General features: G+C 56.2%; 12 protein-coding genes. 8 read left to right on the plus strand and 4 right to left on the minus strand.

The genetic code is table 11. The features are described from left to right. Window positions 1-72: 72 nt before the first annotated feature. From BHW66_RS07970 to BHW66_RS07990, 5 genes are all read left to right on the plus strand, one after another. Entirely contained in the window at window positions 73-1,146 is a 1,074-nt protein-coding gene (locus tag BHW66_RS07970; RefSeq protein WP_046436546.1) for an alanine--glyoxylate aminotransferase family protein, read from the plus strand. Window positions 1,147-1,475: 329 nt separating this feature from the next. Next, window positions 1,476-2,729 carry a DUF1015 family protein gene (locus BHW66_RS07975; protein ID WP_102735631.1) on the plus strand — a complete coding sequence of 418 codons (1,254 nt, stop codon included), beginning with the start codon at window positions 1,476-1,478 and terminating at the stop codon, window positions 2,727-2,729. Between the two features lie 19 nt (window positions 2,730-2,748). After that, window positions 2,749-4,320 carry a 3-phosphoglycerate dehydrogenase family protein gene (locus tag BHW66_RS07980; protein ID WP_012419757.1) on the plus strand — a complete coding sequence of 524 codons (1,572 nt, stop codon included), beginning with the start codon at window positions 2,749-2,751 and terminating at the stop codon, window positions 4,318-4,320. Between the two features lie 144 nt (window positions 4,321-4,464). Further along, window positions 4,465-5,514 carry a hypothetical protein gene (locus tag BHW66_RS07985; protein WP_046436540.1) on the plus strand — a complete coding sequence of 350 codons (1,050 nt, stop codon included), beginning with the start codon at window positions 4,465-4,467 and terminating at the stop codon, window positions 5,512-5,514. 106 nt (window positions 5,515-5,620) lie between these two features. Next, window positions 5,621-6,304, plus strand: coding sequence for a 7-carboxy-7-deazaguanine synthase QueE (locus BHW66_RS07990; RefSeq protein WP_094140676.1), 684 nt, complete (start codon window positions 5,621-5,623; stop codon window positions 6,302-6,304). Between the two features lie 91 nt (window positions 6,305-6,395). Here the strand turns inward: BHW66_RS07990 and rho are convergent, their stop codons facing one another. Further along, on the minus strand, window positions 6,396-8,375 hold the full coding sequence (gene rho / locus BHW66_RS07995) for a transcription termination factor Rho (protein WP_046436535.1): 1,980 nt from the start codon (window positions 8,373-8,375) through the stop codon (window positions 6,396-6,398). Window positions 8,376-8,426: 51 nt separating this feature from the next. Beyond that, complete coding sequence (locus BHW66_RS08000) at window positions 8,427-9,182, minus strand: YebC/PmpR family DNA-binding transcriptional regulator (RefSeq protein ID WP_012419761.1); 756 nt, start codon at window positions 9,180-9,182, stop codon at window positions 8,427-8,429. A 536-nt stretch (window positions 9,183-9,718) separates the two neighbouring features. Between BHW66_RS08000 and BHW66_RS08005 the strand changes: the two genes are divergently transcribed. Next, complete coding sequence (locus BHW66_RS08005) at window positions 9,719-11,149, plus strand: cation diffusion facilitator family transporter (RefSeq protein ID WP_046436668.1); 1,431 nt, start codon at window positions 9,719-9,721, stop codon at window positions 11,147-11,149. Window positions 11,150-11,255: 106 nt separating this feature from the next. Here the strand turns inward: BHW66_RS08005 and BHW66_RS08010 are convergent, their stop codons facing one another. Next, complete coding sequence (locus BHW66_RS08010; RefSeq protein WP_031930458.1) at window positions 11,256-13,001, minus strand: cation:proton antiporter; 1,746 nt, start codon at window positions 12,999-13,001, stop codon at window positions 11,256-11,258. Window positions 13,002-13,534: 533 nt separating this feature from the next. Here BHW66_RS08010 and BHW66_RS08015 point away from each other — a divergent pair. Next, on the plus strand, window positions 13,535-14,209 hold the full coding sequence (locus BHW66_RS08015) for a hypothetical protein (protein ID WP_046436532.1): 675 nt from the start codon (window positions 13,535-13,537) through the stop codon (window positions 14,207-14,209). 48 nt (window positions 14,210-14,257) lie between these two features. Here the strand turns inward: BHW66_RS08015 and queA are convergent, their stop codons facing one another. Next, complete coding sequence (gene queA, locus BHW66_RS08020; RefSeq protein WP_099421496.1) at window positions 14,258-15,235, minus strand: tRNA preQ1(34) S-adenosylmethionine ribosyltransferase-isomerase QueA; 978 nt, start codon at window positions 15,233-15,235, stop codon at window positions 14,258-14,260. A 106-nt stretch (window positions 15,236-15,341) separates the two neighbouring features. On the opposite strand from queA, the gene floA reads away from it, so the two are divergent. Then, window positions 15,342-16,391: a flotillin-like protein FloA gene (gene floA / locus BHW66_RS08025; protein ID WP_012419766.1), complete on the plus strand. Its 1,050-nt coding sequence runs from the start codon at window positions 15,342-15,344 to the stop codon at window positions 16,389-16,391. Window positions 16,392-16,435 lie beyond the last annotated feature (44 nt).

Raw genomic sequence — 16,435 nt, forward strand, 5'->3', positions numbered from 1 at the left:
AAGGCTCAACAAAAATTCATAGTCAAACCGTTTGGAGACGCTATAGTATGCGTACCCAGTTCTTAAAAACAAATGGCAACCAAATTATTCATTCCCGGACCCACTGAAGTAGCACCTGAAGTACTTGCCGCCATGAGCGGCCCAATGATGGGACACCGATCCAAAGCGGCCTCCGCCCTGCAGCGCCGCATTTCCAACAATCTGCGCCGCATCCTGCTGACAGAACAGGAAATTCTGCTTTCCACTTCCTCCGGTACGGGCCTGATGGAAGGCGCCGTGCGTTCCTGCACCGCCAAACGCGCCGCCATTTTTTCCGTGGGCGCCTTCGGCGACAAATGGTACAAGATCGCTACGGGCAACGGCGTGCCCTCCGATATTTTCAAGAGCGAACTGGGGCAGCCCACTACCCCGGAAATGGTGGACGCCGCCCTCTCCACCGGCAAATACGACACCATTTGCATCACGCACAATGAGACGTCCACCGGCATCCAGAACCCGGTGGAGGAAATTGCGGAAGTGCTTAAAAAATACCCGGATGTCGTGTGGTGCATGGACGCCGTGAGTTCCGCCGCCGGCTCCCGGATTGAAACGGACAAGCTGGGCGTGGACGTACTGGTGACCTCCACCCAGAAGGCGCTTGCCCTGCCCCCCGGCATGGCTGTCTGCACGCTATCCCAAAAAGCGTACGAACGCACCGCCTCCGTTCCCAACCGCGGCTGCTACTTTGACCTGCGTTCCATTTACGACACCATCCAGAAGAAGGACTACCAGTACACGAACACTCCCTGCATCTCCATCATGTACGCCATGGACCTCCAGCTCCAGCGCATCATGCAGGAAGGTGTGGAAAACCGCTTTGCGCGTCATGAAGCCATGGCCGAATTCGTGCGTTCCTGGGCGGATGAATATTTCAGCGTCTTTGCCAACCGGGACCACCTTTCCCGCACCCTGACGGTGATCAGCAACACGAGGGACATTGACATCGCCGCCCTGAACAACTCCCTGATTGAACGCGGCATGCAGCTCGGCAACGGTTACGGGGACTTGAAGAACAAAACGTTCCGCATTGCCCACATGGGCGAGCTGACGATGGATGACATGCGCTCCATCACGTCCAGCATCGTGGATATCCTGAAGCTCAAATAAGCGAGGCCCCTGCCCTCTTTTCCGGCTCCGTCCGGAAAAGAGGGCGGAACGCCTCCGCCGGAACATGAACGGAACAATCGCCGGGAACAGGATACATCTCGAATATCCCAGAACTTGTTCATCTTTGATCTTTTCCGCATCCCGGCGACATTCGTCATCGTCCAAACTTTCAATCAGGCACGGTCTTTCCCGGACAACCCGTTCTTTCAGGACTCCATTTCACGTTATTTGCTGCTGTTCATTGCGGCATGCATTTTGGCCGGGCTTGTTTCCAGCATTCGCGCGCTATATCATCTTTCCCATTACTGACTTTCCGAACTTTTCCTTCCATGTCCACTCTCCATCCCTTCCCCGCCCTGCGCCCTCCCCGGGAACTGGCCGCGCGGGTCTCCTCCCTCCCCTATGATGTCATGAACCACCGGGAAGCCAAGGAAATGGCCGCCGGAAATGACGCCTCTTTCCTCCATATCTGCCGTTCCGACATCGACACGAGCGAAGCCGCCATCCATGCCCCGGAAACCTACGCCAAGGCCAGGGAAAACCTGGAAAGGTTTGTCCGCGAAGGGTACCTCTTCCGGGATGAACGGCCGTCTTTCTACATCTACCGACAAATCATGTGGGGGCGCGTACAGACGGGCATCGTCGGCTGCGCCTCCGTGGATGAATATGCCAGCGGCGCCATTAAAAAGCACGAACTGACCCGCAGGGAAAAGGAACTTGACCGGATTGAGCATTTTGACGCCTGCTCCGCTCAGACGGAACCGGTATTCCTGGCCTACCGCAAACATGAAGGTCTTTCCGCCATCATCCGGGAATGGATTAAATTCCACAAACCCGAATATGATTTTACCACGGAGGACGGCGTCACCCATATCCTGTGGCCCGTTTCCGAGCCCGGCACGGTGGAAGACATCCGCAAAAGCTTTGAGGAAGTGGACGCCCTTTACATTGCGGACGGACACCACCGCACGGCTTCCAGCGCCGCCGTTTCCGCCAGGCGCCGCCAGAAACACCCGGACTACACGGGGCAGGAAGAATTCAACTACCTGATGGCTGTCGTCTTTTGTGATGAAGACCTTTTCATCATGGACTACAACCGCGTCATACGCGACCTGAACGGCCTGACTGAAGAGGAATTCATGGAAAAACTCCGTACCTCCTTTGACATAAATCCTGTGGATACCATTCCCGGAGAAGGCTACGCCCCCCGCGCCAAGCATGAGTTCGGCATGTATCTGAATGGACGCTGGTATTCCGCCACGGCCAAACCGGGAACCTTCCCGGCCGGCCATCCCATCGAAAGCCTGGACTGCGCCATCCTCCAGGCGAATGTGCTGGCTCCCATTCTGGGCATTGACGATCCACGCACGAGCGACCGCATCGACTTCGTAGGAGGAATCCGCGGTCTGGGAGAACTGGAACGCCGCTGTTCCGGGGAAATGGCGCTGGCTTTCTCCCTGTATCCCGTCACCATGGCCGACCTTTTCCGCGTAGCGGACGCCGGAGAAATCATGCCTCCCAAATCCACCTGGTTTGAACCCAAGCTGCGCAGCGGGCTTTTTATCCATACCATTGAACAATAATCTTTTCCACCGTACCAACATGAACAAGGTCCTTATTCCTACCAAACTCTCCGACGTAGCGGCCAACACGCTTAAAACGGCCGGCTATGAAGTCATCCAGGACGCTGATACGCCTCTGGAAAAACAGGTAGCCGCCCATCCGGATGCCGTGGCTCTGATCGTCCGCAGCGAAAAAGTCACTCCGGAAATCATGGACGCCCTTCCTTCCCTGAAGCTGGTCGTCCGCGCCGGAGCCGGTTACGACAACATTGACATTGTGTACGCCCGCAAAAAAAACGTGGACGTCATGAATACCCCCGGGGCCAACTCCAATGCTGTGGCGGAAGAAGTCATGGCCATGATTCTGGCCTACTACCGCCACATCGTCCAGGCGGACGCCACCACCCGGGAAGGCCTGTGGGAAAAGAAAAAATACATGGGCAGCGAGCTGACCAAAAAGACGGTGGGCATCATCGGCCTGGGCAACATCGGCCGCAACCTCGTCAAGCGCCTTCAGGGATTTGAACCCATTCTGCTGGGCTACGACCACTTTCTGGCACGCCAGCGCGCCCTGAACATCGGCGTCACCCCTACCAGCATTGAAGATATTTTCTCCCAGTGCGACATTATTACCCTGCACGTTCCGGGCGGCCCCTCCACCCACCACATGGTGAACGCGGAGCTCATTGGAAAAATGAAAGACGGAGCAGTGCTCATCAACTGCTCCCGCTACGGCGTGGTGGATGAAGAAGCGCTGGCCGCCGCCAAGGCCGCAGGCAAAAACATCGGCTACCTGACGGACGTACATCCCAAGGACGCGCCCGGAGAGAAGCCTTCCGCCCCCATTGCGGATTTGATTCTTCCCCACCTGGGAGCCAACACCCGGGAGGCCAATACGAAAGCGGCCAAACGCGCCGCAGAACAGATGATCGCCTACTTTTCCGACGGCGACACCTCCTGCGTGGTGAACGGGGAATCCCCCAGCGGCCTCAATCCGGCCCATCTTCAACTGGCGTTTCTGCTCGCCTCCCTGGCGCGCAAGGCCGGCGGCAACAAGCCCATCCGCCGCGTGGAATGCACTTTTTACGGCAACCTGCGCATTTTCCGCAAATGGTTTACGGCCCCCATTCTGGAAGGCCTTCTGCCGCATGCGGAAAAAGGGCTCATGCCTGCCGCCGCGGAAGAATCCCTGCGGGAGCACGGCATCGTTTTCAAAGCGAGGGAACCCAAAGACGACAAACCTTATGAAGATTCCATCACGCTGGACGTGGCCATGGAAGAGGAAGAGGAATATTTCCACACCAGCGTGCGCGGCGTGGTGACGGAAGGCATCCCCATGGTCTCCCGCCTGAACAATTTCAACGGATTGTACGCGGACCTGCGCGGCACGACATTATGCCTGCGCTACAAGGACCGCCCGGGTATTATCGCCCTCATCGGCTCCGCCCTGTCTTCCAATGGAATCAACATTGACAACATCGCCGCCCCGGCCGACCACGCCACCAGGGAGGCCCTGACCGTGATTAAGACCAACCAGCCGGTTTCCGATGAACTGCTGGATAAAATCGCGAAAGAGATAGATGCCATCTCTGCGTTTTCCCTGAATCTTTAACAGGGAAAGACGCATTTCCGGAAACCTGCTTTTCAGACCGCCCGCTTCCTTCATCTCCGGAGGGAAGCGGGCGGTTCTTATTTCTGCCATGTTGACAAGGCTTACCCATTTTTATATCATTGACCGAATCGTCGGAACATATCCATGCGCTACGTACTGCTTCTCCTGACCTTGTTAACCGCCGGATTTTCCGTCTGGTACTATCAAAACCGCATTTCCCCGGAAGGAAAGGAACTGGCCGCCCAAAAAACAACATTGGAACAGGAGGCCGCAATATTGGAAAAAGCCGTTATCCAATCCCGAAAGAAGCTGGATGATGCCCAGGATGCCACCCGGGCGGCGGAAGAAGACATAGAGAGATTCCAGCAAGCTTATCTCCAACAAAAAAGGCAACAGCATCAGGAAATCCAGGATTCCGCCTACCAAAAAAGCGTGGCGGACCAGCAGGAAGAAGTGAAGGAACACGACCAAAAGATTGACCGGCTGCGCCGCCGCATGAAAAGGCAAAGGGAAAGCACCAAATCCGCCAGGGAGGAACTGCTCCGGAAAAAGGAGGGAATGAGAACCCAGCTTGACAGGCTGACCGATCAGCAGAGGAGCATTCAGGCGGAACTGGAACAGGCGGAACGCGAACTGGCCCAAAAACGGGAAGAGGCCAAAAGCAGGAAGAAATTGTCCGGGATTGCCCCTCAGAAGGGAAATATTTCCGAACTTCAGGCACAGATGAACCTTATCCGCCAGAAAACCGCAGCTGCTAAGGAAAAAATAAAAGCCGTAGATGCGGCGCTGGAAACTCTGGAAGAAAAGTCTGGCAAACAGGAACGCCTGATGCAGAAGGCGGAGGAGAAACTCACCGAACAGAAAAACAAGGTTCTGGCCGACGATGACCGGGACGAATCCGCTGTCCCGGAACCGGGCGATGAAGACTTGCTGGCGGTGGCCGAATACAGGGAGCTGTCCGGAGATGTACGGAAAACTCTGGAACAGGCCCGTAAAAAAGAAGAACAGGCATCCCGGGCCTATGACGAAGCCCGCGCGGCCATGCGGAAAGCTTCCAGGGAAGAAGTGAAAAAGCTGGCAAAGAAGGAAAAAGACCATGCCTCCTTTCAGAAGCTGTTCACGGGTGCAGCCTCCGTCGCGGGATTTATCCTGCTCCTGTTCACGGGTGCGGCCTTCCGCAGCAGCAACAGTTGAACATCTGCCGGAAAATGAAATGCACGGAGAACAAGGAAGCACCCGCCTTCCCTCAGGGAGTCGTTGACGGACGGCAGGGATATGATAGTCTCAGGCCAGCCTGATCATGCTCACACTGGCCCAGATTCACGGACAACCGGAAATTTTCCATTCCATTCAGGGGGAAGGAGTCTCCCAGGGAACACCCTGCGTTTTCCTGCGTCTGGCAGGCTGCAATCTGGCCTGTTCCTGGTGTGATACGGCGTATTCCTGGAACGGAACGGTTCCCGGAATGCGCCTCGCGCCTGAAAAGGCGGCTGAACTGGTGCTCCATTATCCATGCCGCCGCCTGGTCCTGACCGGAGGGGAGCCGCTCATTCAGCAAAAGGCGCTTCCCGCCCTGCTGCGCCTGTTGCCGGATCATGCCGTGGAAATGGAAACCAACGGCACCATCATGCCGGATACGGAACTGCTGAAACGCGTCACGCAATTCAACGTATCTCCCAAACTCCCCCATTCAGGCAATAACGACGTTAAGACTTGGAAACCGGATATCCTGCGCTGTCTGGCGGGTACGGAGAAAGCCTGGTTCAAATTCGTCGTGGCGTGCGAGGACGATGTCAGGGCCGTTCTGCGGCGGGCTTCCGAAGCGGACATTCCCCCGGAACGAATTCTGATCATGCCCCTGGCCTCCACACGGGATGAGTTGAACGCCATGCGTGCGCAGGCGGTGGAATGGTGTCTCCGCTACGGTCTTCGTTTTTCAGACCGTCTGCATATCGCCATCTGGAACAGCAAAAAAGGCGTTTAAGCACGCTCCTGACTCATCAGGAAAGACAAATGCTTCCCGCTTTTCCGGCCGGAATTCCGCAAGCCTCCAAGGCTCTGCGCCATCGGGGAACCTACGCTTTCTGTTTCAAATCCAGCAGCATCTGGGTATTGCTGGGGTATTTGTTCAGGAAAAACAGGAACCGTTCCATGGCTTCTACGGGTTTATGCCCGGCTAAAGCGCGGCGGATCAGATTCATCTTGTACAGCCATGCTTCCGGCATAATGAGCTCTTCCCTCCGCGTCCCCGATTTCAGAATGTCCACGGCCGGGAAGATATATTGCTCCGCAATGCGGCGGTTCAGCACCAGTTCCATATTGCCCGTCCCCTTGAATTCCTGGAAAATCAGGTCATCCATGCGGCTGTTGGTTTCCACCAGGGCGGTGGCAATGATAGTCAGGGAACCGGCCTGGCGCGTATTGCGGGCGGCGGCAAAAAGGCGCCGGGGCATTTCCAGAGCGCGGGCATCAATGCCGCCGGACATCGTGCGGCCGCTTCCCTTGTCAGCGTTATTGTAGGCGCGGGCCAGGCGAGTAATGGAATCCATCAGCAGGAAAACATGCTGCCCCGCCTCTACAAGCCGTTTGGCGCGTTCAATGCAAAGTTCCGCCATGCGGCAGTGATCGCGCACCCTTCCATCATTGGAAGAGGCGTATACTTCAGCTCCCGGGAGGGAACGTTTAAACTCCGTCACTTCTTCCGGACGCTCGTCTACCAGAAGCACCATCAGGTGAATGGAATCCCTGTAATTCTCCAGAATGGCTTCCGCCATGTGCTGAAGCAGCGTCGTCTTCCCTGCGCGGGGCGGAGAGACAATCAGGCCGCGCTGGCCGCGCCCGATTGGAGCAATCAGATCCAATGTGCGGGTGGTGTAACGCTCCGGCCGGGTTTCAAAAGAAATGCGCTTATTAGGATTGACCGCCTTGAGCTCTTCAAAGTGCGGGTTCTTGCGCGCTTTCTCTGGAGCAACCCCGTTAACGGAGGCAATTTCCGTCAGAAGAATGCCGCGGTCATGACGGCAGGCCTGCCCATGCACCCACACGGCAGGACGCAGACCGAACCTGCGGATCATATCCTGCGGCACATAAACGGCTTCCGCAAAAGCGTCAAAATCATTATCCGGCTTCCTTAAAAAGCCGAACCCCTTATTCGTAATTTCCAGCAACCCGTCCACCGGTTCCGGCGGCGCCAGTTCACGGGGGGCGCTGTTCTGTGGGGTTCCGCCCTCCTGATTATTATTCCAGCGGTTTTTAACCCGGTCATTGCCGTTTCTGCCATTGCGGCCATCCTGGCGGTTATTCCGGTTTTTGTTGAAACGGTCGTTGTTATTCCGGCGGTTCTGCCTGTCAAAACGCTGCCTTTGCGGCTCATTTGTCCGACGCGGCTCCCGGGCGGCATCTTCGGAAAAATCCGCCGCACCTTCCTGCACCACCTTGATGGACGGAACGGAAGCATCCGCCTCCGGCTCCTGTTCCCTCGGTTTCCTCACAAATCTCTGGCGAATAACCTTCGGCCTGCCTTCTGCGGGCTGCTCCGGAACAGAATCGGAAGAATCGGAAGCCGGCTCGGCGGGCGCTGCATGAACGGCAATTTCCGCCTCAGGGCCGGCTGAATCACCGTTCTCCGGAGCAACAGCCTTGGCAACACGCCTGCGCACCGGCTTGACGGCGGCTTCCGTTCCGGAGGCAATCGCAGAGCCGTCAGTTTCCGGAACCTCCTCCACAGGCTTCTTGCGCGGGCGTCCGCGCCGGGGCCTGGCAGGAACATCCTGCGCTTCTTCCACCGGGATTTCAGCACTGCTCTTACGGGAAGTCTTCTTCCCCGGCATATCGACACTTTCCATCCCATCATCCGCCAATTCAGCAACCTTCTTCCTTATCGTCCGCTTGCGGGGAGCCGGGGAAGAATCCTGTTCCGTCCCGGGCACTTCCGCAGCAGTCTGGGGCTTTACCGGAGCTTCCGCCGCAGACTTGGTTTTGCGGATAATACGTTTTTTGGGCGCCGGCTCCGGAGAAACCTGTTCCGGAGTCAAATCTGGGGGGGTATCAGACATGGAAAAGAAAATTGAACTGCAACAACAGGCGTCTCCTGAAGGACAACAGCGTTAACCAAGCTGCTCAAGGATTTCTTCCGCCACATCGAAATTGGAGAAGACGTTCAGCGCGTCATCATAGTCGTCCAGCGCTTCATACAGGCGCAGGGCGGCCTTCGCCGTTTCCAGATCATTAATCACGGAAGCATTCTGCGCCACGGAAATCAGCTTCATGGAAATTACCGTATGCCCGGCTTCACGCAGGGCGGCGCACACGTTGTTCAACTCCGTTGGGCTCGTAACAAACACCCATTCATTGTCGGAATCCCCCTGTTCCACATCATCCGCGCCGCATTCCAGCGCCAGATCCATGGCGGAATCCTCCGTAAGACCTTCCGCCATGATGCGGGCCTCTCCCTTGCGTTCAAACTGGTAAGCCACGGAACCGGGCGTACCGATGCTGCCTCCGTTTTTGGTGAACAGGGTACGCAGCTCGGAAGCGGAACGGTTTGTGTTGTCCGTCGCCACTTCAATCAGGAAAGCCGTGCCTGAGGGGCCGTAGCCTTCATAGGTAATCTCCTGGATGGTAGCTCCTCCCAGTTCCCCGGTGCCTTTTTTGATGGCGCGTTCAATATTTTCCTTGGGGGTGGACACGGCCTTGGCTCCGTCAATGGCGGCGCGCAGGCGCGGATTCAGATCAGGATCTCCGCCGCCGCTTTTGGCGGCCAGCATGATTTCATGGGCAAAGCGGGCAAAAACCTTGCCCTTCTTGGCGTCTTCCTTAGCCTTAACGTACTTGATCTTAGACCATTTATTATGTCCTGACATAGAATTGGGAATAATAGTAAGTGTAGGTGAAAAGAGACAAACTAACAAGTGGAACTGTTCTACAACCCGGGGAACACATTGTCATTTGCAAATACCACGCAGGAAGGGAATCAGGGTGCGGCCATCCGTAAATATATTACAGGTACCGGATACTCTGCCGGGGAACACGCCGCGCACCTTCAGGAGCTCCGGCTACCTCTTGGCAGTCACTCTCAACACACGCAAAATAACGTATTCCCCAGCATTGGCAATACTTTTTTAGGTCACGGCAACCGGCTGCTTTCAGAGTTATCTTCTACCGCCTTCAATTAATTTTTAATATATTTTGATTATTTAAAATAATAAATACTGTTTCTTTAATAGTGAAAATAAAAAAATATATCCGCACAGCAGGCTCCTGTTACGCATCCAGCCCTGATGGTGCAGGGGGTGATTCCGTCATGGGCCAAAGCCTGAGTTCTAACGCCGCCTCTGTTATCATTGACTAAGAAAGGGAGGCGGGCTTAGATATGCCCTTCTTTCTTTTTCCCTGTCTTATGGAACAAGCAGCGCACCAGGAAAAATCACATGCGGCCCTTTCCTCCGTCCTGTGGTCCGCCTTTTTAACGGTCATCAAGCTCTGGGCCGGCATTGTAACCGGCAGCCTCGGCATCATTTCCGAAGCCCTGCACAGCGGGCTGGACCTGATGGCTGCGGCCATGACTTTTTACGCCGTAAAAGTGGCGTCCCGCCCTGCGGACGAAAGCCACCCCTACGGGCACGAAAAGGTGGAGAATCTTTCCGCCCTGGCGGAAACAGCCCTCCTTTTAGTTACCTGCGCCTGGATTGTCTGGGAGGCTGTGGACCGTCTGTTCTACAATGAGGCGGAGATTACCCTCACCTGGTGGGCTTTTGCCGTAGTGGCCGTCTCCCTGCTGGTAGATGTGAACCGTTCCGCCATGCTCCGCCGGATAGCCAAAAAGCACAAAAGCCAGGCCCTGGAAGCGGATGCACTTCACTTTACCACGGATATCTGGTCTTCCGCAGTCGTGCTCCTGGGTCTTTTCTGCATCTGGCTGGCCCATCTGGTCCCTGCGGAATCAGCCTGGCACGGCCTCCTGGAGAGGGCGGATGCCATTGCGGCCCTGTTTGTGGCGGCTCTGGTTTGTTCCGTGGCTTTCGGCCTTGCCAAACGTTCCATCCACGCCCTGATGGACGGCGGTTCTTCCTCCCTGACGCGTCAGGTGCTGGACGCCATGAAAAAGAATGCCCCGGATTATCCGGTCAAACGCATCCGCCTGCGTGACGGAGGCTCGCGCATCTTTGTAGAGCTGGATGTGGAAGCGCCTGCGGAACTGCACGTGGATGACGCCCATGATGTGGCGGAATCCATTGAAGGCATTGTAAAGCATGAATTGCCGGAAGCGGACGTCATCGTCCATATCGAACCGGCGCGGGAGAATCTTTCCAATATGGAGCCGGACATGATTATCCACCGGCTGGCCTTGCGCCACCATGTCCGCATTCACGGTTTTTATGCAGGCCACGGCAAACAGGCCCCCTGTTATTTCATGGATGTGGAAATTCCGGCGGATTGGCCCCTGGAACGCGGCTACCATGTGGTGGAGGCTTTCAGGGATTCCATTCTGCATGAACTCAAGCCGGAAAAGGTAATTTGCCGCATTGAACCGGATTGCCGCGACATGGAAACAGGCGCCATTGCGGAACAGGTTTCTCCGGAGGAAGTGCGCCTGAAGGTAAATCTCATTCTCCAGCAGCACAGAAACATCCGCAAGATCCTCAAGCTGGACCTGACCAGGGAGGACAATTTCCCAACCTTGACCTGCGTGTGTTCCGTGGACGCCTCCCTGACTATCCGGGAATGCCACCAAATCGCCTCGCAGCTGGAAAACCAGATAGAAAACGCACTGCACCACCTGGGGCGCGTTACCGTCATTCTTAAACCGTCCAAGCAGGGCAGAAGTTGAATGACTGTTGCCGGATTCCCGTAAAAACATGTTCCGAATCCAGGAAGGGGAAACGGTGTCCATTCCGGGCATGGGAACCTCTGCCCGGACAAAGCGGAGCCAACGATTATGAATGGCCCGCAACGGAAACTCCGGGCATTTCCCTGTCCAGCTCCGCGCGAATGCGCTGGCGCTCGGAAACGATCTGTTCGTCGTCTGCACCGCCTTCCCGCAGGAAATATTCCGCCATGGACAGGGCTACTTCCGATTCCGAGGAAAAAACCTGGGAAGCGCCGGCTTCCTTCAGTATATCCACGTCCCTCATGTACTTGGTGTGAATCATCACGTCAATATGAGGGTTAAGCTCCAGAGCCACGCCTACTATCTCCTTGGCGTCCGGAATGGAAGCGGAGAGAATCAGGCTTTCCGCATATTCAATGCCCGCATGGCGCAGAATTTCCCGCTGGCTGGCATCCCCGTAAACAATATCCCCTCCCTGCTCCCGTATAGCGGTAACCGTGTCTATGTTCATTTCCACGATGATGACTTCCACCCCGTTGTCATTCAATATCCTCTTAAGAATGCGCCCCGTGGGGCCAAACCCTACCAATACCACGCGCCGCGCATCCGGAGCGGGCAAGGCCATGCTGTTCACGCCCCCCGGGTCCGCAAGCCCTATGCCGCGTTTTTGCAGCCATTTGACTGCAGGTCCAATCTGCCGATACAGGATGGGATTTAAGGAAATGGAGACGACAGCCGCCAGAATGATGGCCTGATTGGCATCCGGAGGCAGGATGTTGTACATGAGACCTATTCCGGCGAGAATGAAAGAAAATTCACCCACTTGAGCCAAGGCCACGGATACGCTCAGCGCCAGCGGCACCGGCCGCCTCAGGCAACGAACAACCACATAAGCCGCCAGCGGCTTGCCGATCATCACCACCCCCAGCGTTGCCAGGGCCAGAGGCCAGCAATCCCCCACGGACATCGGGTCAAACATCATCCCCACGGAAACGAAGAAGAGAACCGCAAAAGCATCCCTCATCAACATGGCTTCCGCCGCCGCGCGCGCGCAGAAGTCCGACTGGCCTACAACCATCCCCGCCAAAAACGCCCCCAAAACCATGGAAGCGCCAAAGAATTCCGCGGAGCACACCGCCACGCCCAGCGCAATGACCAGCACAGCCAGCGTAAACAAGTCACGCGCGCCCGTTCGGGCCACGTACCGCAGCACCAGCGGAATGACTTTTTTCCCGGCAAACAGCGTCAGGGCCACCAGCAGGGCCAGCTTGACGAACATCCAGCCAAGCTCGGAAAGAATGCCGCCCCAGTCTCCGGCGCCGCTCTGGCGCGCTTCCATCACGGCGGGGATGAGAACCAGCAGCAGAATGGTAAACAGGTCTTCCACTACCAGCCATCCCAGGGCCACATGGCCGCCGGGCGTATGGAGGTTCTGGTTGTCTTCCAGCACCCGCGTCAGCACTACGGTACTCGCCACGGAAATCGCCATGCCAAAAACCAGTCCGGAAATCGCGGACCATCCGAACATCCACCCGACCAGCACCCCCAGCACGGTAGCCACGGATATCTGCACAACGGCTCCCGGCACGGCCACTTTTTGCACGGCAATCAAATCCTTCAAATGGAAATGGAGCCCCACCCCGAACATCAGCAGGATAACGCCCAGCTCCGCGAATTGTTCCACCGTATGGGAATCCGCAACAAATCCCGGCGAGTACGGCCCTACCACCACCCCGGCCAGCAGGTAGCCCACCAGCGGGGATAAATGCAGTTTTCTGGCAATAAGGCCGAAAAGAAGGGCAGCGGCCAATCCGCCGACAAAAGTGAGAATAAGGCTGAAATCGTGATCCATACGCGCGTGACAGGGATAAGGGGTATTCTTGACCGCCAAGTCGTTTTTACGCTATCGCGTTTTTACGCTATCGCGTTTTATTTTCCCTCACAAGAACGCATTGCGCCGCATGGAAATGCAGTCGCACTTTTTGCATGAAAAATGGTCCCGGCAAATTTTCATCATACCCTATTTGCGACCGCTTCTAATTAAATTTTCCCATACGGGATTCCTATCAAATGTGTTAGTAAAATTCGTCCTGTTCATTCCCGGGAAGCTGCCGGGTCATTGTCCCGCACTGGCGGTCGGACAAATACCCATACATCACCATCGGCAATTTTTACATCCTGCTGCCGGACAACGGAAATAATCCGCCGGCCCGGAAAATCCAAAGCAGGAACGCCCGCCGGGCAGACACTTTCGTTTTCAGGCTCTTCCATGCTCCATGCCCATACCCCTGAACTTGGAAAAATTGATAAAATACCCCCAATTCCATTTGAATTTCCAGGAAATTAATTTATTTTATATTGGAAATAATTGATTTTTTCAAATCTATGACTGAAGATGCCATATTCAAGGAACAGTGGAACCTTCTTAAGAAGGAGATGGCAATGGGAGACGCTCATCTCCAGCAAAGGCTGGAACAGTTCATTTTCCGGCAATACGGCCGGGCGGTTCTGACGCATTACATTAAAGCCCTTTCCGTCCTGGAGCTCAGCCGCCATTTCTACCTGCGGTTCCGCAGGAGGAGCCGGGCCGTAACGGAACCCATTCTCTACTGGACCGTGCTTGCGGAAACAACCATCCACATGACGCTGGAGGGAGTAAAAGACATGCACCCCTTCATCTCCCTGCCGGCACGTGCCGGCGCAACCTTCCAGCTTGACATGTTAAAAGACTGCTACCTTCTTTATTTGAGGGACCGGGGATATCCCTGCTGGCCCAGGGCCTCCCGCAGAAGCCGCATCATCCGGAACAAATGGAACGCTCCGGAACTGGAAGCCGCCTATTTCCTCCGGTTGTGCCAGAACAGCACGGACCGTCATTATGCCAACGTGATGAACATCCTGCTGGAAGAAATACTGCATATGCTGATTACCCTCCACCAACTCAGGAACCACGGAAAAAACCTGCTGGAACTCAGAAGAAGCCGGAACTCCAATTCTTCCCCGGGCGGCGTTCCGCCGCCGTCCCTCCGCCCGCAGCACCCTCCCGAAGACAGTCTTTAAAACCATCCGCGCTTTTTCCAAAGGATACTTGAAAAAACCGCCGGGACCTTACAAAATCAACATGCAGTCTCCATAGGAGAAAAATCTGTACCGTTCCCGGATGGCTTCCAGATAGGCTTTCATGACCAGCTCCCTGCCCGCAAAGGCGCTGACAAGCATCAGCAGCGTGCTCTGCGGCAAATGGAAATTCGTGATCAGGGCGTCCACCACCTTGTAGTTGTAGGGAGGATAGATGAAGATGTTCGTTGAACCGGAACACTCCCTCAACGGCAGACCTTCCGCCGTTGCCACATGTTCCAGCACCCTCACGCTGGTGGTGCCCACGGCAATGACCCTTCTGGCGTTATTGACTGCCCGGGCAGCGGCTTCAGGAAGAAAAAAATGCTCCGTATGCATCTGATGGTCTTCTATCCTGTCCGCCTTGACGGGACGGAATGTTCCTACCCCCACGTGCAGGGTTAGAAAATCGTGGGGGACGGATGCCAGCAGCTCCGGCGTAAAATGCAGCCCGGCCGTAGGAGCGGCAATGGCCCCTTCATGTCTGGCGTAAACGGTCTGGTAACGCTCCCTGTCGGATGGGTCGCTTTCCCGGTTCATATAGTGGGGAAGAGCCAGACGCCCGTATTTTTCCTCATCCACTTCCCGGTCAAACCGGATAAGGCGGTACCCTTCCTCATCAATGCCTTCCACGGTGCCCACCGCCTCTCCGACCGCAACCGTACGCCCAAGCTTCATTTTGCGTCCGGGGCGCACCATGCACTTCCACAACAGGGGATTAAGAACCTCCGCGCGTACTATTTCAATGGAACCGTCGTTGGAAAAATATCTTGCCGGAACCACCCTGGTATCATTCAGGATAAAATGATCCCCTTCCCGCACATATTCCGGCAAATCGCAAAAATGCCTGTGTTCAATCATGCCCGTATCCCGGTGAATGACCATCATCCGGGACGCGGAGCGGTCCGGAAGGGGACGGTCCGCTATCAGTTCTTCCGGCAGCGGATAATCAAAATCAATGGTGCGCACGGCCAAGTGCATTGCCACGAATCCTCCGAAAGGTCAATATCTTTAAACCGCAGGTAACACAATTATATCTTTACCCTGCTTCGGTTCATATGGTATGGAAGGATACATGAACAACCTGCTGTCAGCAAACATTTCCAACGCAACCGCCTGGGGGACCATTCTGGTCGTCGTCCTCGTCATCTTTCTGGTCATCTTTTTCGCCATCATCGCCAAATTCTTCAAGACATGGCTGCGCGCCCGTCTGGCGAAAGCGCCCGTCTCCATGAGCAACATGCTGGGGATGTGGCTCCGGAAAGTGCCCTATCCCCTGGTGGTGGACACCCGCATTACGGCCGCCAAGGCGGGCCTGGACATCAGCACGGATGAGCTGGAGGCCCACTTCCTGGCCGGCGGCGACATCGTGGACTGCGTGCTTGCCCTGATTGCGGCGGAGAAAGCCGGCATTCCGCTGAGCTACGACCGCGCCTGCGCCATTGACCTGGCCGTGAAAGGCACTTCCAAGACCGTGCTGGAAGCCGTGCGCACCTCCATCAATCCCCGAGTCATCGACTGCCCGAACCCCAGCTCCGGCCAAACGCGCCTGACGGCGGTGGCCCGTGACGGCATTGCAGTGGCGGTGCGCGCCCGCGTAACGGTGCGCACCAACCTGGATCTCTTCGTAGGGGGCGCCACGGAGGAAACGGTGGTCGCCCGCGTCGGGGAAGGCATCGTCTCCGCCGTAGGTTCCGCCCCCTCCTACAAGGATGTTCTGGAAAAACCGGAGGTGATCTCCCGTACCGTAAGCGACAAGGGGGTGGACGCCGCCACGGCGTTTGAAGTGCTTTCCATTGACATTGCGGATGTGGATGTAGCCGGCAATGTGGGCGCCCGCCTCCAGGCCGAGCAGGCGGAAGCGGACAAACAAATCGCCCAGGCCAAAGCGGAAGTCCGCCGCGCCGCCGCCGTAGCCACGGAACAGGAAATGGCTGCAAAAACGCAGGAAATGCGCGCCAAGGTGGTGGAAGCGGAAGCCCAGATTCCCATGGCCATGGCGGAAGCCTTCCGCAACGGCAATCTGGGAGTGCTGGACTACGCCCGTTACCAAAACGTGGTGGCTGACACCAAAATGAGAGATTCCATCGCTCAACCGGATACGCCTCCCTCTTCCATCAAATAAATAAATTCCCTGGTTTCCGGAAAGGCCTGCTTTTTCCGGAAACC

The sequence above is a fragment of the Akkermansia sp. 54_46 genome (assembly GCF_001917295.1).
Taxonomy (GTDB): Bacteria; Verrucomicrobiota; Verrucomicrobiia; order Verrucomicrobiales; family Akkermansiaceae; genus Akkermansia; species Akkermansia muciniphila.